This is a genomic window from Methylophaga sp., from assembly GCF_030651745.1.
The window spans coordinates 37366-58760 of the sequence record NZ_JAUSCC010000143.1 but is presented as its reverse complement, the minus strand read 5'-3'; the positions used below and the strand labels follow the sequence as shown (position 1 = coordinate 58760).

Below are 21395 nucleotides of genomic sequence, written 5' to 3'. Positions count from 1 at the left end.
TGCGGAGCAGTTGACAGCGATCCAGCGCTGGTACCGAATCTTGAGTTTAGCGCTGGTTAAGTATCTCAAGGGGCGTCAATTGCAGTCGCCGGAATGCCTGTCAGCGCCTGCTTAGTGGATTCAACCGCTCTTTTTAGGATTTTAGGCGTGACTTCGATATCACACCCGAACGATGTACAGATTATCCAGATACAGACCCCGACGACGCGCAGTTGAACACAGTCCTCGGCCCCGACTGAAGCGGTGATTAGCAGACTCAGGGTTAAGCCCAACAACAGCCCACGCCGTTTGCCTAAACCGGACGGCATCAGCGGGCTCCGCCGGGCTGAAGGGATTTTTGCCACTGCCGATACCGCAGCAGCGCCTGATGCAAATCGGTGACTCCATACACCACGGCCCTGCCCTGCTCAAAGACGACGGCAGGGTAACGGTCGAGCCGGTACTGGGTGGCCAGCGACAGGCCTTGGTAGGCGGTCAACAACTGCTGATGCAGGGACTGGGGGCCGCGGGCTTGGAGTTGCTGTTCCAACTGCTGTTGGGCCGCTGCCTGATGGGCCGGTAAGTGTTGACTCAAGCGCGCAAGCACGTGCCGCGGAGCATCCAGATTGTACTGTTGGACGGCGTAACCCTGTTGCAGCAGGCTTTCAGTGCCGGTGATGACCTCGGCATCGCTGTGGATGACCTCAATGACCGGAGGCTGCTGAGGCAGAGGCGCTGATTGAGCCGGCTGAGCAGACTGAGCGATCGCAGGCAATAAAGCCGTCAACAGGAAGCCCACAGTAAAGACTTGGGCAGGCTTTAACAGAGCGAGCGTTAAGCTGTTCATGAAGTTCCTCCACGCTTGCGACTGAGTTCTTCAGCCATGACGCTAACTGCCTCCAGTTCCGAACAACCACGTTCCTGCATGATCTGATGGCGCCGGGCTTTTTCATCTTTCTCGGTCATGGCCAGAGCCAGCGCCAACGGCGGCGGCACGTTCCTGAACAGCAAGGCCCGTTCGTCGGTAAGCACGACGCCTTCGGTATACTGCTTGGGGGATTTTCGGGTCGCCAGCAACAGGGCTTTTTGTTCGGCACTGAGCTCCTTGAAACGGGCAATCTGCTCAACTTCTTCTTTGGGCATGACCAGACACAGCCACCATTCCAGCATGTTGAGCATGCGTTTACTGGCATTGGGGAAATCTTCAAGGTTTTGCGTGGCGATCCAGAACCAGGCGCCGAGTTTGCGCCACATTTTGACGATCTTGATGACATACGGCGACAACAACGGATTGGTGGTGATGATGTGGCCTTCATCGGTGATCACCAGGGTGGGCCGGGCATCGTTCTGCTGGCGCTCGACCCGGTCATGGATGTGATTCATCAGGCCGATATAGGCCACTGTCAACTGATCTTCATACCCTTCCCGGGCCAGTATGCCCATATCGACAATGGTGACATCGACAGCGGGCCAGCGGCTGCCGGGCCGGTTAAAAAAGTGTCCGGCCAGGCCGTTACAAAACAGGCTCATGCCATCGGCCATCTCCACGGCCCGCTCCTGGCGCCGTTCCGATAAGCCGGGTAAGCGGCGCAGCGCTTGCGCCACATCCTCGGTCAACACCTGGTCGCCGCCGGCCTCGAACACCGTTTGCGCGGCCAGTAACAGGGCATTGCGGATCATCAGCCGATCGGCCCGGGTCATCCGATCGTCTTCGCGTTTATCGCCGCCGGTGATCATGATCCGCGCCGCGATTTCCATTTCGCCGAGTAAATCCCGGTTCTCATCGGCGTTATCGCGTTCTTCTTCCGCATCACCGGTGTCACTCGCCGGATGTGTCTCATCAGCGCCTACCGTCCAGTCATCCAGCAGATCCGTTTCGTCCTGAAAGCGAAAGCCTTCCCCTTTGCGCAACGGATCATCGAGCAGTTTCAAGGCGTCACTGAACGGCGGCAGACTGACGTCGGAATTAGGTGCCAAGGTCACCTGATTGAGGCTGACGCCGTGGGCTTGCAGGTACTGCCCCAGTAAGCCAAAGGAGTTCCCCACTTCGATGATAAACACCCGGGGCCGGTAGAGGGCCATCATGTGCAGCAGTAAATACACCAGGGTGGCGGATTTTCCGGCCCCGGTCGGGCCGATGATCAGGGCATGACCGTTCTTCTTCCGGTCGTCACTGTGTAAAGGATCAAACAGTAACGGTTCGGCGCCGCGGTTAAAAAACACGATGCCCGGATGCCCGGTACCGGTAGCGCGGCCATAGACCGGTGCCAAATTGGCGGCCTGTTGGGAGAACAGTAAGCGGGAACGCCGCGCTTCGCGCTGATCGTGTTCGGCACTGTACGCCATCGGCAGGTTGCGCAGGTAACTGTCCAGGGCCAGCAGGTCGTCTTGGGCACGGATCGGGTGCAGGCCGTTGGCCAGTAATAAGGAAGTGACTTGATTGCTGCGGCGATGCAAACTGGGTTCATCGTCGCCGCGCACATAAAAGGCCAGTTGGACCGGATACAGTTTGTTGTTCTTGGCGATTTCCATCTGGGCCTGGCCGGCATCACGGGCGGCCAGTTGCGCTTCCGGGTAATCTCCGACCGCGCCGCGTTGCACCTGGGCCAGGTGCCTGCGCACCGCATCCTGGGCTTTGATGGTGATCGTCATGGCCAGCACGGTGTTTTCGGGCAGCCGGTCGAACAGGGCAAAGCGGTGTTCGCCGACCTGCCGTTCGGCACCGAACAAGCCGATCGGCGGCATTTTGCGCAAAGCCTGTACGCTGATGACCTGATGCGGCAGGCCGTCAAACCACCACAGGCCGCGTTGGGCATCGGAATGCGGCATGCCGAGCATCAGCGACTCGCTAAAGTCATGACCGAAAGGCATGTCTTGATCACCGGGATAAGGTGCCTGGCTCAACAAGGTGTCGGTAGTGCCGGTCGGAGGCTTGGGATTGAACCAGCGAAACAGCCAGTCATAGAGCGCCTGCCCGCCGCAGCGGATAGCGGGGATCCCGGCCGTCGCCAAGGCAGTGGTGAATTTGCCGGCCACCTCGTTGAGTTCCGCTTCGGGTGACGGGTGATCATAATCATAGGCCAGCTGACTGAAGGGGCGGCGCCGGTACAGGGTCGCTCGCACCGTCCGGGTTTGGCCGCGCCAGGGACCGCCGGTCACCAGCTTGTCTTCAAACAGGCCGCCGCTGCGCGAGATGGTGGCCAGATGCCGGGATAAAACCGTAAAGTAAGCCTCGCTCAAGGCACTGCCTCGTGCCCGTGGCTGGGCATAACGGCGGATCGCCTCACTGAGATAACTCAGATTCGGCTCATCCTGAACATACCACTGCACGATCCAGGGATGGTCAACTTCCTCGGGCAGCGAGATCAGGGCGCTGTGCAGCTTATCGCGCAGTTCGCTTAAAAAGTCCTCCGTGCGGGCTTCCGAACTCACGGTCATAATCTTGAACAACGCCCCGACACTGTAGCCGTCATCCAGTAAAAAACACTGCGAGGACGGATCGTATTCCAGCCAGGGTAACAGATTGGTAAACGAGCACGGCCGTTCATACGCTTGGCGCAGGCGTTCCCGGGTTGGTGGATGGTCGGTGCTCCGGCGTTGCTGAGGAATCGCCTCACGCTGAGACCGGATAAGCAAGCGTCGAAAGGCAACCATCAGTACCCGGCCTCCGGCTCGCCCGGCAACGCAAACTCGATGCTCTGATATAAACTGAAGGCGGTTGCATAGCCGGGCACCGGATGCTTTTCAACCGGGCTCAGATGCGCAAAGACATAGAGCACCAAGGTCGGGTTTTTTAAGCGCGGAAAGACGGTCTGCAGATCATTCATCACGTCATCGCTGTAGGTCGGGTTCATTTGCGGTTGAGCGTTGATCTCTGAATCTCGTTCTGAAGGCCGGTAAGGCTTGATTGAGGCATTAAGAACGGCGGGGCTGGACGGGGCTTCACTGCCTGATGCGGATGAAGCGTTCAGATCACCGCCGGAAAAATGCCGTTGATAGACTTCTTTCATGGTCGGACCCGCCTGAGGCAGAATGCGGTCTTTATCGCCGGTTGCACAACCGGTGAGTAAACCGATACTTAACATGACCGCAGTCAACAGGGCATAAACTCTCCCGGTTGGCGCGTCGGTCACTCTCTGTGTCAGGCTGGAACTCGTCCTTGCGCCCTTGTATCCAGCGCGTCGCTGTCTACTCATTATCCCGTTGGATACCCTTTGTCTAATCCAGCTCATCGTCCACCTCGTTGTCAGCCACGTCATAGTGGGTTTTGCGCCCCTTCGGTTCATAATCGATCGGCAGTGCCACATCGATGTGGATCGCCAGTTCCGAGCCGGTATCGACATACACCACATCAAATGCTTGCGCCGCCCGTTCGCGTAAGTAGTCACTGACTTCCGAAGCGCCGCCGGCCAAGGCCTGACCGCCGGCGAACTGAGCCGCATCGCCGGTGATGACTGAAGTCGCCACCCCTTGTGCCGCCGAGACAGTGTTGGTGACCTGGCTTTGACTGAAGGCACCGGCTGCCGCTTCCGCAGCGGCGGCCAAGATGCGGCCGGACAAATAGCTGGCGGCATTGCTGATCCGGGTGCCGGTGACACAGGGAATGCCGCGCCGGTCGGAGATCCAACCCAGGGCACGGGGTTGATTATCCGATGCGGTGCCGACTGGTTGTTGGTTGTTCTGGCCCAGGCTGTTGTCATCCGAGGCTAAGGTTCGGATGGTGCCGTCGGCAAACACGTAAGTCACGGCGTGAACCTGCCCGCGCACACAGGCTAAGGTCCAGTCGCCGGAGGCCTTGCCGCTGAAGATGACGCCATCGAGTCCCGGCATTTCGATGCCGTTGGCGGCCAGGTTTTCACGGCCGACGATGACTTTGAACGGAAACGGATCTTCAATCGCGCCTTTGATCGGGATTCTGCCAATCAGGGCCGTCATGCCCGTGGCACCGATCAAGGTGGCATTACGCGGGACGGTATAGACCGGCCGGTCGGCTTCGGTCAGCCCGTTTGCGGTTTCAGTGAGGTACTGTTCGGCGGTGTCGGCAGCGGTTGAGCCGTCACCGAGTAACGACTGCGCGGCTGGGGTCGGCTTTGGGAACACCGCCTGGCCGTTGCCATCGGTTGCGGTACCGAGGGGTTCGATCCAGATCAATGCGGCATCGGGTGGCTTGAGCGTATCGTTAGCCTCGATGCCGAAACCGATCGGAATGTCGCTGCCGGTTTCGGGCGAGGGCCGGTTTGGGGCGGCACTCAGTTCATCGAGCCGGTTTTTGAAAACATCGACTTGCTGAGCCAGTTGGCTGACCGCATTCGCTGCTTGTTGTTGGGCATCTTGGGCCAGTTGGGTCTGTAGATCGGCTTTGACCCGGGTTTCGATTTCATCGCGCTGTTTGAGCAAGGCGTCATTCTGCATCTGCAGTTTTTCGCTTTCGCTCTTGATGGCCGCAACTTCGGCCGTCAAAGTCCGGATGGTATCGGCCGGGGAATCCACATCGGGACTGCCGGCCACCGGCACGGTAGCAAGGTGAACATCTGCCGGGCTTTGCCTGAAGGTTTTAACGGTGACCACGACCAGGATCAACACAATGATGCCGGCAAGCATCGGAACCAGCCGATTTGCGCCCATCTCACAGCGCCTCGTGAAACGGCCGGTCTGAGATCAGATAGACGGCGGTGGTATCAGCCTCGCTGCCGGCCGGATGCAGGCGGCTGTGTTGAAAGGTGGCGGCCCGCCACTGACCGCGCAGGTGTCGGGGATCCAGTTCGATAAACTGGGCACCGGTGTTGTTGAGCGCCACCGCAGTCATATACCACCGTCCACTCTGCCAGCCGGCGATGGGCGTTGCGGTGATCGCTGCACCTTTCAGCAAATGGCTTATCGGCTTGAGGCTGACCGAAACCCGGTGGATACCCGGCGCGGCTTTCAGTAAACGCGCCGGGGCATACAGTTGCTGCGCGGCAAACCGGGTCAAGGTCACCAGGCCCGGTGCCCGGGTCGGGGTCTTTGCAGAGGCGCGACGGGACAACTGATGCGCGTCGGATCCCGTGCTTGGGTCCGCCTCGCTGCCGCCCGGTTGCTGCCGGAATTGTATTTCCAGCGGAGGCGCGGGTAAATCCGGATCGTTTTCGGCACTCAGATCGATCAGCACACTGCCCTGCCCGGCCAGATCGCGCACTTCGATACGCTGCGGCTCGAACGGCGCGTGAGCTAACCAATAGACAGTGCCGGCATTGCTTTGGGTACGTAACTGACTGGCCAGTTGCACCGGGATGCCGACCCGAACCTCACCGGGAAAGCTCACCCGGCGTTCGCGGTCTACCGGCAAGGTAATGCGCAGCGGCACTTTGTCCCAAAACAGCCGTTCGACCGCTTCATCGGCCCAAGCACCATAACTGAAGGCCAGGCACAGGAACAGGAGTGAGCCGATGCCCGGGATGCCTGTTGACGGCTGATTAAGGACCTGTTTCATGACCACCTCTCGCGCGCGAAATCTCGGTTTCTTCGTTCATGTCGATGCGTTGGGGGCCCTCGGCACCGAAGCCGCTCAATGCCAAGCCCCAGGGATTGAGTTCCGGATCAACGTCATAGCGCACCACCGTCAGCGGATAGCGAATCCGGACCTGTTTGACGTCCATGCCTCTTACCGTTTCCTGTATGCTCATATCCAGCCAGACTTGCCAGGTTTGCGGGTCGATGACCGTCACCCGGCGTTCTTCATAGCCGCGCCCGGCGACCGGTTGAATCGAGCGCACCCGGCCGGACAGTTCGCCGCGTTGGCCGCGGAGGGCGAGGTCGTTGCTCAGGTATTCGCGAAAATCCGGGGTCAAATAGGCCGCCATGCGAAAAATCTGTTGGCCGTAATCGCTCTCGCCGTTGCTATCCCAGTGATTGAGCTGCTGGAAGATATAGGCGGCAAAAGCATAGACATGGGCCGGTGCCAGATCATCGGCTTTGACCACGGCACCGGAGCGCAGATCAGGCGGAATATGGATGCGAATAGCGGTGCGGGCGGCATGCCAGGCATAGCCCAGCAGCCCGATCATGATCATCAGCCCGGCAATGACGGCGCGTAAGCTGGTAATATGAGCGGTAAGCCGGCTGTTCACATCCTGGTAGCGCATAAGTCTCAGTGGCCCAGCCGGGGCGGTTGGGTCCGGCCCAGATCCCAGCGGCCGCCGCGCACGATCAACTGACTGGAACGCAGCCCCCGGTGCTGGAGCCAGATGATCAGCCGATGCTGATAATAATGATCAGGCCGGCCGCGTTTGATGCGTTGAAACAGCGTCGAACCCACGACAATGGTCAGGAGTACACCCAGCATGGCCAGTCCCAGTCCCATGGCCACGACGCCAAAACAGGCGGCGACGACTAAGCCGGTCGGCAACCAGAACAGCGTGGCCAGCAGTAAAATCAAGCCTAACTCCGATTGCGTGCTGCCGCGGAAGATGACCGGCTCCTGATTGAGCCGGTCGGCCAAGAGCTCGGTGGGCTGGTCCATGTTTAAATGACGTTGGAAGCTTCAGTGAGCAGGTAACTGATAAAGATCATCACGCCGGCTGCGACCACAGCGGTTAATCCGACTTCACCCCATTCGGCTTTGCCGGTGCGGGCTTCATTGAATTTGGAGATGCTGATCCAGGCAATCCACAGGAAAGCGACCACGGCCAGCACCAGGCCGATGACCAATCCGGCATCTTTGGCATAGCCTTTGATCAAGGTTAGCCAGTCGCCGGCTTTAGGGGCATTACTGGGTGCCACCGCGGTCGGTAAGGCAGCAACCAACTGGTCACTGAACAGCAGCAGACCGGTCGCGGCGGCCAGCAGTTTGGGATAGAGTGTGTGTTGCAATCGCTTCAACATAAGGAGGTCCTCTGATAAAAAACGCATTAACGGAGTAAATAACCGAGTAACAAAGCCACCACGGCGCCGCGCATGACCGCCACCAGCAGGTCATAAAAAACCCCTTGGCCGGTTTGCCAGGCGTACAAGTGCGCATGAGCGAGCCAGGCGAGCCAGATCAGATAAATGACCGCCAGCACCCCGGCAATCACCCAAACCAGATGCCCGGGCGCCACACCGCCGGTTGACTGTGAAAAGGCTGAGACTTGCGCATCCGTCATGGTTAAAGTCAACGCCGGTAATCGCCTTGCAGCGGCTGAATACGACGCGCCTGACGGGGAGATGTCAGATGTTCCTGGATACCCAGTTTGATCCGTTCGATATCCAGCAGCAGCCAGTCGTACTGAAAGTGCACCCGGCCGTCTTGATCCGCCTGCGCCTGGGCGGCGGCAACCAGCGGTTCCAAGCCTTCCAGTTCATGGATGAGCCTGGCCAAGGCGGACCGTTCGCCATCGGCATCGGCCAGGACCGACAAGGGCACACAAAGCAACAGCAGCAAGATCTCATTTTTACAGCGCATCGGCATGAATACCTGAACGAGAAAAGATGGGGGCTATTGTTGATGACCGGCCAGAAAAAGCCTACTGAAAACCCTAACTCAACAGGAGAGGGTTAGCTGCCTGTTGGTGACCATCAGTCTGATTGGCCAGACAGGACGGAATGGTTTAACGCTTGGGAGACCACCATGACCCTTCGGAATGGGGACGAAATACTTAGCTCCAAAGCGCGCGTTGAGGCAGTCGATCGAGGCGTGGCAGTGCTATCAGGTAACGGTTCGCTCGCGTGGAATAGCTTTTCGGCGGCAGCTTTTTTAGGCATTTTCGTCGCTTCTACAGTCTCTCTGCTTCAGGTGACCTGCGCCGTCAGCTGCAGTCATCGTCTGGCTGGACCCGCAACCCGCAATCACGCTATCATAATCACTGATCCTACCGAGAGGAAAACCCATGCGCCCATCAATTGCCCTTGACCGCAACCGATCGGCAGTCCGCGCTGCTACACACCGCTTTCGGGCAACGAACCCTCGAATCTTTGGATCGGTGCTGTTGGGAACCGATAAAGAGGGCAGCGATCTTGACCTGTTAGTGGACGCGTTGCCGGGCACTACGCTTTTCGACCTGGGCGGTTTGCAAGAAGAATTGGAGCATCTGCTGGGCGTTCCCGTCGATGTATTAACACCCGCCGATTTACCTCAGAAAATTAGAACCCAGGTACTCGCCCAAGCGCTTCCTATCTGATGGTAAATCGTCTTCCTGACTATCTCGATCACGTTCAACAAGCGGCTTATGATGCCTGCAGCTTCCTGGAGGGTTTTAGCCGTGATGATTTTCGTTCAGACAAACGCACACAACAAGCTGTCGTCATGAGTCTTATCGTCATCGGCGAAGCCGCTTCCAAAGTGATGGATCACTACCCCGATTTTGCCGAACAACATCCGGAAATTCCCTGGCGGAGTATGCGCGGCATGCGGAACCGCATCGCCCACGGCTACTTTGAAATTAATCTGGATGTGTTTGGGATACGGTAATGACGGCATTGCCTGAGTTATTGGCAGGTCTCAGGTCCTTGCGTATCCCTACGGATGATGAATAACGTGAGTGCTGGGTTTTTATTTTTAATCCAAGAATTGACGAAGATCACCACCAGCCAATTAAATACCGGGTTATGCTATCGGTAACTCGGCCTACTTTCTAAACGCAAAGCCGGGTGGACGAATTTGACGCTAACGTTCAGCCGGCGTAATCGGTTGCAAGGGTCTTTCAGGCACTGGTTCATTGCTTACTGGGGCGACTGGAGTAGCCTGTTTCGACAATTGCTCTTGAGCCTTTGACAATCTCTCGACAACAGCCTTCAGTTGCTCCTGCTCCTTGTGCAACTCGACCCATTGACTGTGCAGATCATCAACTTTATTGGCGGTCACTGTAGGCTTATTCAAGGCGAACAAGGAAACGGCGATGGCGATGATCGAAATAGCTATTGGAGCCCATAATCGGACTTTCTCCAGGCGCTCAGTCCATGATCGACTGCTAAGGTATGTCTTAAAACCACCGCGCTTCATTATTTCAATCGCGCCGTGTCCCAACCGAAAATAGTGGATATCGTCCTTTCCAAACCCGCAGTCCTCCAGTAAGTCTTTGTCCGTTTCCGCAATCCAGCTAAACATGTTTTGAACGACATCAGCATCAGTTGCTACGCCATTTCTTCCGCAAATATTGCCCGTATAGAAAAGGGGCTCATGGTGCTGCGTGAATTCGATGCATGCATGGAGTAAATTATCGAGGTCTATCACCGAAAACGGAGCTTTCATACTGATATCCTTGTTTCAACGCTCGACAGAGCGACATGTGATTATAAGGTTCTGTATTTCTACTGTAAAACATTTATACCAGCAATAAAATTAAGTAATTGGGTCATATTAAAGTTAAATTTCTATCCAAAATTTATTTTACTCAGACACTGGATATTTCCCTGCCACAAATTGAATGGCAATCATCATCGGCGCTTATCAACAGTCCGTTCAGCCAATAATAAAAAAGAAAATCGTCCAAAATAAGTAAGTGATTTACTGTTAATAACATCAACTTGTCAAAATCTAATTAAACATCATAAACTGAGTCGCAACCCTACACACCCATTGCTTTAACCATGAATGACAACCTAACCTCAGAAGGATAGAAAGGTGACCAGCAAAACCGTTAGAGGGGTGCGCGTTTTATCGAAGATCGTACCTCTGGTTGCTGAGGTTTGGCGGCGACAATTCCGGCAGACCAGTCTCCCGCGAGTTTGATGCCATGGATCAGAGGCAAAATCACATACGGGGCAGATAAAACCGATAGGCCAGCGTAACTTTTCCAAATAGGCAATGCAGGATTCATTGTCAGGAAACCATTCAACAAATTCTCGATAATTTCGTGGGTAGTCGCGCCCTGGTTGCAGGATTGGCTTAGTTTTTGTTTGATTTTGTAAATTTTCCACCCCTATATCTTGTACCAAGAGGCGCTAATTGACTACCCCGTTAAACTTTTATTAGGTTGCCCAAACTTGTTACTGTCTCGTTAGTTTATATTAAAGTGTTAAGGCTTAATCACGAACGATCTACTGATTATTTATATTTCGGATTCGTGTCGTAAAATTTGCCGCGCGGTTCGTAGGTGTAGAGTTCTTTTCTATTGATCACTCCGCGAAACTTGTACAAGAGCTTCTTCTTTAACAATTCACTAATCGCATCGTTAACAACGGCAATGGCATGGCCGGAGTCTTCCGCGATGCCGTTCGGCGTAAGGTAGTCGTATGACGGATTCATGCAGGCCGCCAATACTTTTCTCTGCGGATCGGTTAGGTCTTTGAAATCGCTGCATTGGTCACGGCGGGTCAAGTCCGCCAGGCAGGCGTAATACACCGTATCTTTGACACTAGCCAATGCATACACAGTGCGTATAGCAACCCACTTCGGTCCGTTCAGGTGTTTCGACAAGAGTTTGGGAACCAATTTATCCAGGCGTAGCGCGGCCATTTCGGCAATGTCGCGCACTTTGCGTTTGGATATTCTCGGCCACGGTCTGACTGCAACCGGATCTCGGGCCTTGCCGTATAAGGGGATAATCGGCGCTTTGCCCTCGTTGGATGGGAGTCCGATTTGCAATTGAGGCAACGTTATGTTTTTAGTGGAAACGTGCTTATTTCCGGAGTCTACGCCGAACCATCGCGATAGAAAATCCTGGCAATTTTTTCGTCCTAACTCGTAATCGTGTTCTCTGAATGCCCGGTCGACAAATCCTCCGAAACCGCCGAGTAAACCGCATGCGATGCCATGTTCCTGCAGCGCATCGCCGACATATCTACGCGGCGAAATAAGCCAGCGGCTCGCGGTATCTTCATCTAACGCTAAAACCATTTCTTCGAATTTGAATCGGTTTTGATTGAGCAGGGTCGGAAATAAGCGGAGCAATATGGTCAACAAATCATATTTTTTCGCTTCTTGATCCGATGCGAAAGCGGGCGGCTCCGGAAACGGGTTGACCATGATGACGGTACGGTCGGCATACTCCGGATTCCGTTCATTGCGCTCCGGATAATCTTTCATCAAACTGTATCGCGTGTATTCGAAAGGATGATTGTTGATCACCCCTCCATCGATCGCCGTATAGGAATAATTGTTATTGCTGGTCGATGCGTCCGGCCAATCCGGTTGGACTTTATCCAGATAGTCGGCTCCGATGGAGGACGGCCATCTGCGTTTTTCGTAATGATCCTTACTGACATCGAAAAATCGGGCTTTCAGGCCGATCGGAAAGGCGCCGGAAGCGAGCGTATGTTGGCTGTAGTCTTTCCATGGCGAAGGTAATGTTCCGCCGACCGTCGGCGTTTTCAGAGTATCGGCATTGAGCGGAAGAAAGGCTTGATCCGCATCGGCCCATTTGCTGACGAACGATGCGGTACCCAACCCTTCAATCACATAATGCGCTCTATCGGCATGGCAGAGCATGTGGTATCCGCTATCCTTGCCGCAGTCGAATTTGATCTGGTAAGGGACGCCCCGGGTATTGGTTTGCGTCATGTAAAGGTGAACGCGTTGCGGAAAATATCCGGGAGTTTCCTGTTTAAGGCCGGCTAGGTCCTTGAATGCTTGTTCGGCGATATCGTCCAATAATCGGCTATTAAGCAGCGAAAAGACCTCGTCGCCATCTAAATCAGACAGACTCAGCAAGGTGCCGGCAACATACCCCGATACGTTCAGATCCGGGCCAGAGACCCAGCAATCATAGAGAGTTTGTAGGTAATGCTCCGCTTCTCCCAGTTTGAGATTCGGTTCCTTTTCCCGCGCTGCTGCAAGCATGCCGATCGCGGAAGTAATCGATCCTGCGGATGCGCCGGAGAATACCGGTATTACGACCTGATGGTCTTCTTCATTCCTTTCTTTTGCCCATTCGTCGAGGGCCAAGATCAAAAAATCCAGTACGCCGGCCGAATAAGCACCCGCCGAGATCGCACCGGCAGACGCAAAGCCGATGTAGAAATTTTTGTCCGCCATACGTCCTCCCTCTTTTGAAGAACACAGAAAGGGTTAGGTCAAAATTGAAGAATTTATTTTTTTTGAACAATAGTTCAAATCCTTGTCAAGTGCAATCGAATCATTTAAGAGCAGGTTCACGATTTTTCAAAGCGAATGCGAAAAGTAAACTCAGAATGGCTGAATATATTTGAGGCGGCGTTTAGACCCAATAGCCGTAAAACGGAGAGTTCACGATTAGCGCAGACCGCGGCAAATTATATGGAAATGACACTCAGGGTTAAGCCATTTACGAAAATTGTTATGAGGTAAATCGCCGCTGAATACTTACAAATACTTCTTAAACGTCGAAGCCATGACCATGACCGAGACGGCAAATAATACGGCAAACGGCAGGACGATCAGGTTGGGGTGGATGCTGTCGGGAATGGCCAGATAGAGTATCCAGGGGGTGATCAGGGCGGGATAGATGAGTTTTTTGGCCCAGTGGTAGACAAATGAGCTTTCCCGGCCGCCGCTCCAGCGCCGGATGTCGCGCTGCACCAGACCGTCGGTTAGGCCCAGCAAGGCGAGCAGGATAAAGGCCGGCAAGGCCAGGGTCAAAACCGCCAGGCGCACGGCAAAAATGCGGATGACGTTGATGGCTGCTTCGATTTAGGCTTCGACCTGTTGATAGACCGCGTGCAAGCGGCGTCTGAAGGGTTGGTCGTTGACGCCGGCCGTGGGCGTTGCCAGCCAGATCACCGCGGCTTGCAGGCCGGTTTGCCGGAAGGTCAGGTCATAGAATTGATCAGCAAAACGCCTTGCAAAGTCGGCCGGTTGGGCCACGATGACACTGCGTTGGAATTCGTCATTGAGGACACGAAGTTCTTGTTCCAGCATCCGTTCACTGTGTTGGCTGCCGGGCGCCTGCCAAAAGCCGGTGGCCATGCCCAGCCATTCCAGCAGTATCGAGAACAACAAGGTGATCAGGAGGAAGAGCAGTGCTTGCAGCAGGTGGCTCAGGGTTGCGGCCAACAGGCCCTGCTCTACCGTTTGTTGCGCGGATGAGCGACTCGGACGCGGTGCCGCCACTCAACTAGCCCACCAGTGATCATTGCTCAAATAGCGCCGGTTCATTTCGTTGGCGACCTCCTGCAGGTTTTTCGGTAGTAGCGCATCGTTGGCTTGGGTGGGCAAGGGGATGCGGATTTTCCACAGATGGCCGCCTTCCAGCAAGGCAAAGGCTTGGCCTTTGGGTAAGGCCATCACGGTGGCCGGGGCTAGCATTGGCATGTCGGTGACGGAAATGCGGTCCTGGTTTTGTGAGGTAAAATCGATCGGGGAATCGGGATCGGCGGAATCGTTGACGCCGGAGACTTCCATGAGGGTGCTGATATTGCAGGTATCCAGTTGATTGGTGAGCATTTCAGCGGTGGCCAGCTCTTTGACCCGGAGCATGATCAGGGTATTGAAGTTACCGGCCACCTGCCCGGCTTTGGCTTTGTTGCCGATCCGGGCTTCGACGTCGGACCAGGTTTGCGTATAAGCGGTGACTTGAAAGCCGGAGCCGCCGGCTTTGTTCAGTAAGGGGATGAACTCATCACCGATCAGTTCGTTGAATTCATCGGCATGCAGGGAGATGGTCGGCAAGGTCTGGGTTTTTTCGGCATCGGGCAGGCCACGGTCAGTGCCGTGCTTGTAGATCTCCCCGGATACCGAGACCAGATCGGCAAACATGGAATTGCCGACGGCGGCCGCAACAGCCATGTCCGATAAGGCATCCAGCCCCACATAGACAATGCCTTGGCGGCGGATGATCTGCCGCCAGTCGATGATGGGTCGGGTATCGGTCAGGTCGGTGTAGTCCGGAGAGATCAAGGCCGCGGTTTTGCCGGTGATCAGTTTTTCCATCAGCGGCAACAAGGAGGCCACAATTTTATCGAAGTAGGTTTTGTCGTATTCAAAAGCCGAGCGCAAGCCGTCGGCGACGGCATCGTAAAAGCCCTGCTCTTTGACATAGCGCACCAGGGCAATGACTTCCGGCGAGCGGCCTTTGAGGGCAAAGGGCAAGTCCCGTTCGTTGATGGTTTCAGCGATCCGCTGCACCTGCTGCGGCCAGTCCGGCGGTGCCACCTCGGGCAGCCAGTGCCGGTAGTAGTCGGTCAACAACGGTTCGATGTGGGTGATATAACGAGTGATCAACTGATAGTCGGGGCGTTTGCCCATCTTGACCAGGGCGACGGCAATCATGTTGGTAAAGCGCCAGGCAAATTCCCGAAACGCGGCGGAGTTGCCTTCGCTAGGCAAGGGATTGGTCAGCCGGGTTGCGACTTCGGTGATGCGTGAGAAATTGCCGATCGCGTTATAACGGCAGGAGATCTCGGGATAACCGAGATGGAAAATATAGAGCGCTTTGCTACGGCCGGCGCGTTTGGCTTCGGCGACCACGCGTTTCATCAGTGCGGCATCGCCTTTGGGATCGAAGACGATGACGGTATCGCCGCGGGCGATATCCTGGGTGATCAGGAGTTCCGCCAGCCGGGTTTTGCCGACCCGGGTGGTGCCTAACACCAGGATATGGCCGACCCGTTCGCGCAGGTCCATGGTCACGGTCTGCTCACGCCATTCCACGGCATGAATAGCAGCTTTCCCTCCTACCGGTGGCAAAGGGGCCACCGGATTCCACCAGACTGGCGATTGCAAGCAGCTGGCCAAGCCTTTTAAGATCGGGGTGTGTTCCCAGCGGATTTCCAGACGCCGGGCTAACTGATACAGGACTGAAGGTTCGATATAGTGTCTAACCCGAGGATTGAGCGTGTCGCGTAACCGCTGGCTGTGTTGTTGCTGCCAGAGGAAGCCTTTACCCAGAAACAGGCGCTGGTGACTGACCGGTATCGCATTTGCGGTGATCTCATAACGGGGGAGTTTGCGCATGTTGCGTTGGTAGCGCAGAACTCTCCACGCGTCCCGGGTGCGACTCAGCCCGAACAGGGTCAATAAAACCGCTGTCGCATAGGCCACCGAGGGGGTCATCATCATGGCCCAGGGGGCAAGACCTGCGATAAGCGCGCAACTGAACGCACATGCGGCGGACCAGAGTTCCACCGGCGGCCGCAATAAGGCTTCGACCGGATAATGCGACTTCATTGCTCGATCCGGGTCGGGGAAATCAACACCGGGTAATGGGTCAAGTCCAGTTGCTCGGCCAGGGCATCGCCGGCCAGCGGGTAGATGACCAGGCCACCGGCGGCCTGTTGCAATTGTTGTAAGTGTTCTGCAGTATCGACATTCACGGCAATACCGATGGCCTGATGCTGCTTGAGCCGGGCTTGGTGCACCGCTAACCAGCGCAGGGACAGCCCATCCGCGCCGACCATGAAGACCGGGCGCTCCAGATAGCGCCGGTCGAGGCTGCGGGCCTCGACTTTACCCGGTGACAGCGTGGGACTGGTGACCGGTAACGGCTCAAGGTGCACCGAAAAGTCCGCAGTCACCGGCGTTTGCACTTGGACGGTGTCCGGCTGATCCGGCAACGGTGTGGTGCGGCCGCTGTCATAAATGATCACCGGTGCGCCGGCACTGAGCACCGGCAAAAGCAAGATGAGCAGACACAAGGCGATGGATCGATTGGGCATGGTGATTCACTGCGTTAGCTGAGAAACGTCCGCATTGTGGATCATGGCCCGCTTAAAGCGAACTCAAAACCCTGTTTTAAGAGGCCAGGGTTTTATCGAGTGAGGGTTTGCCAGGAGTATTATGAAAGGTAAGGCGTGTTAAACGCAGGCGGCGCTGGCTCTAAAAGCTGCGAAAACACGAGACAAATACCGGGGCCGATGGCATCAGCCCCGCAGCGCTTAAGGGTTAACCGCGTCTTTCAGGTTTTTTCCAGGTTTGAAGCCTGGAATGTTGGCGGCTGCAATAGTGATGGCTTCTCCGCTTTGGGGATTCCGTCCGGTGCGCTCGGCGCGGGCTTTGACGGCAAACGTGCCAAAGCCGACCAAAGCAACCGAGTCGCCGGCTTTTAATGCGGTCTCGATGGTGTGGAGCAAACCGTCCAGCGCCCGGCCTGAATCAGCTTTGGTTAATTGGGCGTGCTGGGCGATGGCATCGATTAATTCGGATTTATTCATAAAGGAGGTTCCTGAGTCAGGATGAAAAAAAGGTGCGCTTTATTTATAGTGTAAAAATAACAATTCTTCACGTCCTGAGGTTAATTTTTCTTGGCAACCTGGGGGCGCTGAAGCCTGTCCTTATCAGGATTTTGGGCTAGGGAGTCGTGTTTTCGAAGGCCCTGTTCGCGTTAATCGTAGCTGTCGCCCCGGCACGGATGGCCGGGGTCCAGAAGCCATGGATGACCGAGCCCCTTGCTCGGCACCTTCGCCAGTCTGAAATACCGTTAGTCTTTCAGCGCGATAGTCTCGGCCCGGTCAACGATGTCCAGGGTTATTTTACCTTCCTGCGCTAACCAGCCGATACTGCGGTGAATGATTTTTTCTTCTTCCGGAAGCTCCCGCATCAATTTGGCTACCGGGGTAGCGCCATGGTCTGCGAGGTATTGCCAAATAAGGCCTGCAGTCAGGCCGATACGGTCTTTTACGGTGATGTCCGACGTCGCTACCGGCTCGACAAACAGATCTTCAGCCGTCTTGGGTGCTTTCTGCAGGACATTGGGTTTTTTAGGTGCCGCTTTGACGGCTGGCTTTATGGGCGCCGCCGCTTGAGCTGGGGTCACTTTTGAAGCAACGGGCACTTCAATCGTAGCTTCGGCCTGTTCGGCTTGAACCTTTTTAGAGGGTTTCTGAGCGGGGCTGGACTTTTTAGGTGCCGCTTTAGCTGGCGTCACTTCGGCAACAGAAGGAACTTCAATCGTAGCTTTGGCCTCTTCGGCTTGAACATTTTCAGGGGGGTTCTGAGCGGGGCTGGACTTTTTAGGTGCCGCTTTAGCTGGCGTCACTTTGGCAACAGCGGGCACTTCAATGGTAGCTTTGGCCTCTTCAGCTTGAACCTTTTCAGGGGGGGTCTGAGCGGGGCTGGGCTTTTTAGGGACGGCTGTTTCGGGGGTGGATTTTGGTTTTTTCATAATGAGATAAATAATATAGAGGACAAAAATAACTATCAACACGTCAGACATAACGACTCTCCCTGGCAACAAGGTGATATTTTACGCGAGATTCGAAATCAAAGTACCCGCCCGTTGCGGATGATCGGGGAATGCTGGCGATGCGTTGCTGTTGTGTAGCCACTAACGCGTCATTGAGGTTAATCACTACAGCGTATAGTTGGGCATGTGCAGGGCTTGTTCTTTGTTTCTGTCGACCAGGCTGCGTTGCCGTTCATCTTCCCAGATGTTGATGCCCTGCTCTTGGGTGATCTGACCTCGCTCAATCATCAGGCACAACCCTTCGCGCAGGCCCGCCAGTTTTAATATGATCGGGTCCTGCGGATACGTGGCAATGTGTTTGCGCCAATCATTATTAATGGTGGCATCGTGGCAATAATCGGCTTGCGCCGGCTCTTGGGCGTGAGCGGCAGTGGCTAATAACAGCAGGTTTAACAGGATGGCCAGTTTCATCGTTGTTCCTCGAGTTGGAAGAGCGTTAACACGGTCAGAGGCACTCATCAGCACCACTGACTTTCGCACGGAATGCCATCGTTGTCCCCATCCATTTTGGTGTTGGGGCAGTTCTCCAAGTAGAAAGTGGCTTCTTCACAGGATGTCATCTCCGAACACCATTCTTTTCCCTGGCAGTGGAACCGAGGTGCTTGTGTCGGCAATGTCGGTTGGCTGACTGCAACGGTTTGCGGCGCTGTCTGTTGAGTCAAACCCTGGACTTTAATCCACGCGGCAATGCCAATTGTCACTGCTATCAGCAGGACAACAGGTTGGCTATTGAAACTTTTTGGGGGTCGTTGCGCCTGAGGCCGTTGCGATGGCAAGTTGGCCTTGTTGGAATAGGCTTTGTTTTCAGGGACGCTTCGTTGGTTGGGTAAGTCGGTGCCTATTGGCATCAATGACCAGGTGGCTGGGTTTATGTTATCTTCGCTGGCCCCCTCGATTCGGGCATTGATGGCGCGGGTTTTACCGTCACGATCAACACTGACCTGATAGAAAATGACATCACCAACCACAGGTTGACGGACCCGGTTTTTAAAGGCGCTGATATGAATGAACAGTTCGCCCTGACCGGTTTCAGGTTTAATGAAGCCAAAGCCCCTCGCCTCAATCCAGCGCGCCAGTTTTCCTTGTTGCGTACTCATGTTTTGATTCATGTCGGTCAGTGTAACGGTTCAGGTCTTGATCGGTTGATTTAGCTTAGCGCAACCTGCGGGCTTTTTCCGGCTTTTTAACCGGGCGTAAAGTCATCGCGCTGGTTACAATGAGGCCCTATCCTGTCAAAGATAAAAGATGAGTAAAGCCATGCCGGAACCACGATTAATTTATATCCATGACCCAATGTGCAGTTGGTGCTATGCGTTCAGCGCGAGCTTGCAGGCGTTGCAACGGGATTTGCCGCCGGGGATAGTGTTTGATTATGTCCTGGGCGGCCTGGCGCCGGACACCACAACGCCGATGCCGATGGAGATGCAGCAGGCCCTTCAGCAAACCTGGCGGCGCATTGAAACAACGGTGCCCGGAGTGCGGTTCAATTTTGACTTCTGGACAGCGAGCACGCCGGTCCGTTCCACCTATCCGGCCTGCCGGGCCTTATTGGCCGCGAGGCAACAAGGCCCTGACTGTGAAACGCGGCTGTTACGGGCCATTCAGTCAGCCTATTACCAACAGGCCCGAAATCCATCGCTGCTTGACACGCTTGAACAATGCGCTGCGGAGGTGGGCCTGGATACGGTTGCGTTTGGTCGAGCTTTACGGAGTCCCGCGATTGCGCAGGCTTTACAGCATGACATTCAATCTTCACGAGGCATGGGCGTCACGGCTTATCCGTCCTTACGCCTACTGCATGAGGGTCAGCAGTCGGCGATTACCGTTGATTATTTCACCCCTCAAACGATGCTGGAGCAAATAGCCGATCTGCTGAACAGGGCGTAGCTGTTATCTTTTAAATTGGTAGGTGATCCAAAATCAGACGTTCTGCTGCCCTCTTTCTTGCTCAGCACGCTGTTTGCTGGGGTTAATACCCTTCTGAACCAAGGACGTTAGGCCCACCTTGAACACGGGCCATCTGTTTAATCACGCGTTGCGCGTACTGTTGGGCCCGGTGCCGTTGGGCGGGCTTTGAGCCGGGTGAATGATAGCGGCCGATGGCGCTGGGCCAGGTGCCGGTCTGTTGATAGTGACCTTGGAGGATCTTGGCACCGGTGCGGGTATTGTTGAACGGTTCCAGGGCTTGCCAGGGCGAGCCCAGTTGCTGCCGGTGATAGCGCCAGTTGACTTGCATGAGGCCGATGTCGATCAAATCGATGCCTTGTTTTAAATAGGCCGTCAGTCCCTGCCAGGCTGCTAAGCGGGTCGGATAGCGTTTCGTCAGGCCGGCTACATTCAGGGTCCACGGCCAGGGCCGGACTTGGCCGTTGGGCAGTGTTCGACCGCTCTCGGTCATCGCAACACTGTACAGCACCGCCGGCGGCAGGTGGTGTTCAGCGGCGATGCGTTGATAGCTGGCCGGTATGGCCTCATGGGCAGTTCCGGGCTGAAGCCAGACACAACAGACTATCGGTAGGCTGCGGCGGAGCAAGACGGTTGGGTTCATCAATGGGTTCTCGCGCCGTTCAGACCGGCCTGTCATGACACGGTACCGTGAAGGGACTATAAACGCAGCGCTGCCAGTGTCTTACCATGAAGTTTAAAGACCTGCGGGATCGGCCCGAGCCGCTGACGGGTTAATTTGAAATAGGTGCCCTGATCGTGGTTCAGGGTGAGAGTGCCGGCTGTTAAGCGCTGGGGATTTAAGTTTTGCTGCTGTGCCCACTGTTTTATCAAACCCTCATCGCGTTGGTGCTGGGTATCGACAAAATACAGATCCAGCTGGTGGTTTTTAAGCGCGGCCTGATGGACGATACGCTGGACCAGGTTGTCACAGGCCGGGCAGTGCTTGAGTTGCAGGAAGACCAGGAGCCGGTCGCCCTCGGCAATCGTCTGATCGTTAGCTGCCGGGCGCGGCAGGCGGGCTCTGTCGATCAGCGTTTCATGGGGGTACAGTTTTTGAAAGGCTTCATCATAAGCCTGCTGAAACGCGAGTATGCGCTCGGCATCCTCATGGCGCATTCGGGCCCAGAGTTCCGCATAGTACCGGCGTTCCTGCTCGGTTTCCGCATGCGTGCCCAGCACTTCGATCGGTGAAATCGTGGCCGGACTGATACTGCCACGAATGCCTTGCAACAAGGTTTGATAACGCGTCCATTGTTCCTCCGTGAGTGACCACTGTTGCCGGCGCTGCGTGCTTTCATCAAGGGCTTGGGTTTGGGAGTCTTTATAAGTCAGGGCCTGGGCCTGGGAATCGGCTGCCAGGGCCGGTTGCAGGCCTCCGTTCATGATAGTCATAACGACGGCGAAGACGGTTGCCGGGTG

At 55.6% G+C, this 21395-nt stretch carries 23 protein-coding genes and 2 pseudogenes; 3 read left to right on the top strand and 22 right to left on the bottom strand.

Features of this window, described 5'->3' with window-relative positions; genetic code table 11:
* Positions 1–307: 307 nt before the first annotated feature.
* The 10 genes from Q7V21_RS16775 to Q7V21_RS16730 all read right to left on the bottom strand — a co-directional run bounded on the left by Q7V21_RS16775 (position 308) and on the right by Q7V21_RS16730 (position 8398).
* Positions 308–826 carry a TIGR03757 family integrating conjugative element protein gene (locus Q7V21_RS16775; RefSeq protein WP_304918378.1) on the bottom strand — a complete coding sequence of 173 codons (519 nt, stop codon included), beginning with the start codon at positions 824–826 and terminating at the stop codon, positions 308–310.
* A complete protein-coding gene (locus Q7V21_RS16770) occupies positions 823–3633 on the bottom strand; it encodes a conjugative transfer ATPase (RefSeq protein ID WP_304918377.1) in 2811 nt (936 codons plus the stop codon). The genes Q7V21_RS16775 and Q7V21_RS16770 overlap by 4 nt, the downstream gene beginning before the upstream one ends.
* Positions 3633–4064 carry a TIGR03751 family conjugal transfer lipoprotein gene (locus Q7V21_RS16765; protein WP_304918376.1) on the bottom strand — a complete coding sequence of 144 codons (432 nt, stop codon included), beginning with the start codon at positions 4062–4064 and terminating at the stop codon, positions 3633–3635. The genes Q7V21_RS16770 and Q7V21_RS16765 overlap by 1 nt, the downstream gene beginning before the upstream one ends.
* Positions 4065–4197: 133 nt before the next feature.
* Entirely contained in the window at positions 4198–5604 is a 1407-nt protein-coding gene (locus Q7V21_RS16760; RefSeq protein WP_304918375.1) for a TIGR03752 family integrating conjugative element protein, read from the bottom strand.
* 1 nt (position 5605) lies between these two features.
* Positions 5606–6448 carry a TIGR03749 family integrating conjugative element protein gene (locus Q7V21_RS16755; RefSeq protein WP_304918374.1) on the bottom strand — a complete coding sequence of 281 codons (843 nt, stop codon included), beginning with the start codon at positions 6446–6448 and terminating at the stop codon, positions 5606–5608.
* On the bottom strand, positions 6432–7100 hold the full coding sequence (locus tag Q7V21_RS16750) for a PFL_4703 family integrating conjugative element protein (RefSeq protein ID WP_304918373.1): 669 nt from the start codon (positions 7098–7100) through the stop codon (positions 6432–6434). The genes Q7V21_RS16755 and Q7V21_RS16750 overlap by 17 nt, the downstream gene beginning before the upstream one ends.
* Before the next feature lie 5 nt (positions 7101–7105).
* Positions 7106–7477, bottom strand: a complete 372-nt coding sequence (locus Q7V21_RS16745; RefSeq protein WP_304918372.1) for a TIGR03750 family conjugal transfer protein — start codon at positions 7475–7477, stop codon at positions 7106–7108.
* Positions 7478–7479: 2 nt separating this feature from the next.
* Complete coding sequence (locus Q7V21_RS16740; RefSeq protein WP_304918371.1) at positions 7480–7839, bottom strand: TIGR03745 family integrating conjugative element membrane protein; 360 nt, start codon at positions 7837–7839, stop codon at positions 7480–7482.
* Between the two features lie 26 nt (positions 7840–7865).
* Complete coding sequence (locus Q7V21_RS16735; protein WP_304918370.1) at positions 7866–8099, bottom strand: DUF3262 family protein; 234 nt, start codon at positions 8097–8099, stop codon at positions 7866–7868.
* Positions 8100–8107: 8 nt separating this feature from the next.
* Positions 8108–8398 carry an RAQPRD family integrative conjugative element protein gene (locus Q7V21_RS16730; protein ID WP_304918369.1) on the bottom strand — a complete coding sequence of 97 codons (291 nt, stop codon included), beginning with the start codon at positions 8396–8398 and terminating at the stop codon, positions 8108–8110.
* A 424-nt stretch (positions 8399–8822) separates the two neighbouring features.
* On the opposite strand from Q7V21_RS16730, the gene Q7V21_RS16725 reads away from it, so the two are divergent.
* Both Q7V21_RS16725 and Q7V21_RS16720 read left to right on the top strand, forming a co-directional pair.
* Entirely contained in the window at positions 8823–9113 is a 291-nt protein-coding gene (locus tag Q7V21_RS16725) for a nucleotidyltransferase family protein (RefSeq protein ID WP_304918368.1), read from the top strand.
* Entirely contained in the window at positions 9113–9403 is a 291-nt protein-coding gene (locus Q7V21_RS16720; RefSeq protein WP_370654079.1) for a DUF86 domain-containing protein, read from the top strand. The genes Q7V21_RS16725 and Q7V21_RS16720 overlap by 1 nt, the downstream gene beginning before the upstream one ends.
* Positions 9404–9598: 195 nt before the next feature.
* Here Q7V21_RS16720 and Q7V21_RS16715 read toward each other — a convergent pair whose 3' ends face one another.
* From Q7V21_RS16715 to Q7V21_RS16670, 10 genes and pseudogenes are all read right to left on the bottom strand, one after another.
* Positions 9599–10183 (bottom strand): hypothetical protein, encoded by a 585-nt coding sequence (locus Q7V21_RS16715; protein ID WP_304918367.1) that lies wholly within the window; start codon positions 10181–10183, stop codon positions 9599–9601.
* 386 nt (positions 10184–10569) lie between these two features.
* Positions 10570–10851 (bottom strand): annotated as a pseudogene (locus Q7V21_RS16710) (transposase); the annotation flags it as partial.
* Between the two features lie 127 nt (positions 10852–10978).
* Positions 10979–12907 carry a patatin-like phospholipase family protein gene (locus Q7V21_RS16705; protein WP_304918366.1) on the bottom strand — a complete coding sequence of 643 codons (1929 nt, stop codon included), beginning with the start codon at positions 12905–12907 and terminating at the stop codon, positions 10979–10981.
* Positions 12908–13213: 306 nt separating this feature from the next.
* Positions 13214–13816, bottom strand: a pseudogene (locus Q7V21_RS16700) (TIGR03747 family integrating conjugative element membrane protein).
* Between the two features lie 144 nt (positions 13817–13960).
* On the bottom strand, positions 13961–16015 hold the full coding sequence (gene traD / locus Q7V21_RS16695) for a type IV conjugative transfer system coupling protein TraD (RefSeq protein WP_304918365.1): 2055 nt from the start codon (positions 16013–16015) through the stop codon (positions 13961–13963).
* Complete coding sequence (locus Q7V21_RS16690) at positions 16012–16503, bottom strand: integrating conjugative element protein (RefSeq protein ID WP_304918364.1); 492 nt, start codon at positions 16501–16503, stop codon at positions 16012–16014. The genes traD and Q7V21_RS16690 overlap by 4 nt, the downstream gene beginning before the upstream one ends.
* Before the next feature lie 219 nt (positions 16504–16722).
* A complete protein-coding gene (locus Q7V21_RS16685) occupies positions 16723–16998 on the bottom strand; it encodes an HU family DNA-binding protein (RefSeq protein WP_304918363.1) in 276 nt (91 codons plus the stop codon).
* Positions 16999–17264: 266 nt separating this feature from the next.
* Positions 17265–17999, bottom strand: coding sequence for a winged helix-turn-helix domain-containing protein (locus tag Q7V21_RS16680; protein ID WP_304918362.1), 735 nt, complete (start codon positions 17997–17999; stop codon positions 17265–17267).
* 135 nt (positions 18000–18134) lie between these two features.
* Positions 18135–18440 carry a hypothetical protein gene (locus tag Q7V21_RS16675; RefSeq protein ID WP_304918361.1) on the bottom strand — a complete coding sequence of 102 codons (306 nt, stop codon included), beginning with the start codon at positions 18438–18440 and terminating at the stop codon, positions 18135–18137.
* Between the two features lie 47 nt (positions 18441–18487).
* A complete protein-coding gene (locus Q7V21_RS16670; protein WP_304918360.1) occupies positions 18488–19126 on the bottom strand; it encodes an excalibur calcium-binding domain-containing protein in 639 nt (212 codons plus the stop codon).
* A 148-nt stretch (positions 19127–19274) separates the two neighbouring features.
* Between Q7V21_RS16670 and Q7V21_RS16665 the strand changes: the two genes are divergently transcribed.
* Positions 19275–19916 carry a DsbA family protein gene (locus tag Q7V21_RS16665; RefSeq protein ID WP_370654078.1) on the top strand — a complete coding sequence of 214 codons (642 nt, stop codon included), beginning with the start codon at positions 19275–19277 and terminating at the stop codon, positions 19914–19916.
* An 82-nt stretch (positions 19917–19998) separates the two neighbouring features.
* Here Q7V21_RS16665 and Q7V21_RS16660 read toward each other — a convergent pair whose 3' ends face one another.
* Positions 19999–20577 (bottom strand): transglycosylase SLT domain-containing protein, encoded by a 579-nt coding sequence (locus tag Q7V21_RS16660; protein ID WP_304918359.1) that lies wholly within the window; start codon positions 20575–20577, stop codon positions 19999–20001.
* A gap of 56 nt (positions 20578–20633) precedes the next feature.
* Positions 20634–21368 carry a TIGR03759 family integrating conjugative element protein gene (locus tag Q7V21_RS16655; RefSeq protein WP_304918358.1) on the bottom strand — a complete coding sequence of 245 codons (735 nt, stop codon included), beginning with the start codon at positions 21366–21368 and terminating at the stop codon, positions 20634–20636.
* Positions 21369–21395: the final 27 nt, after the last annotated feature.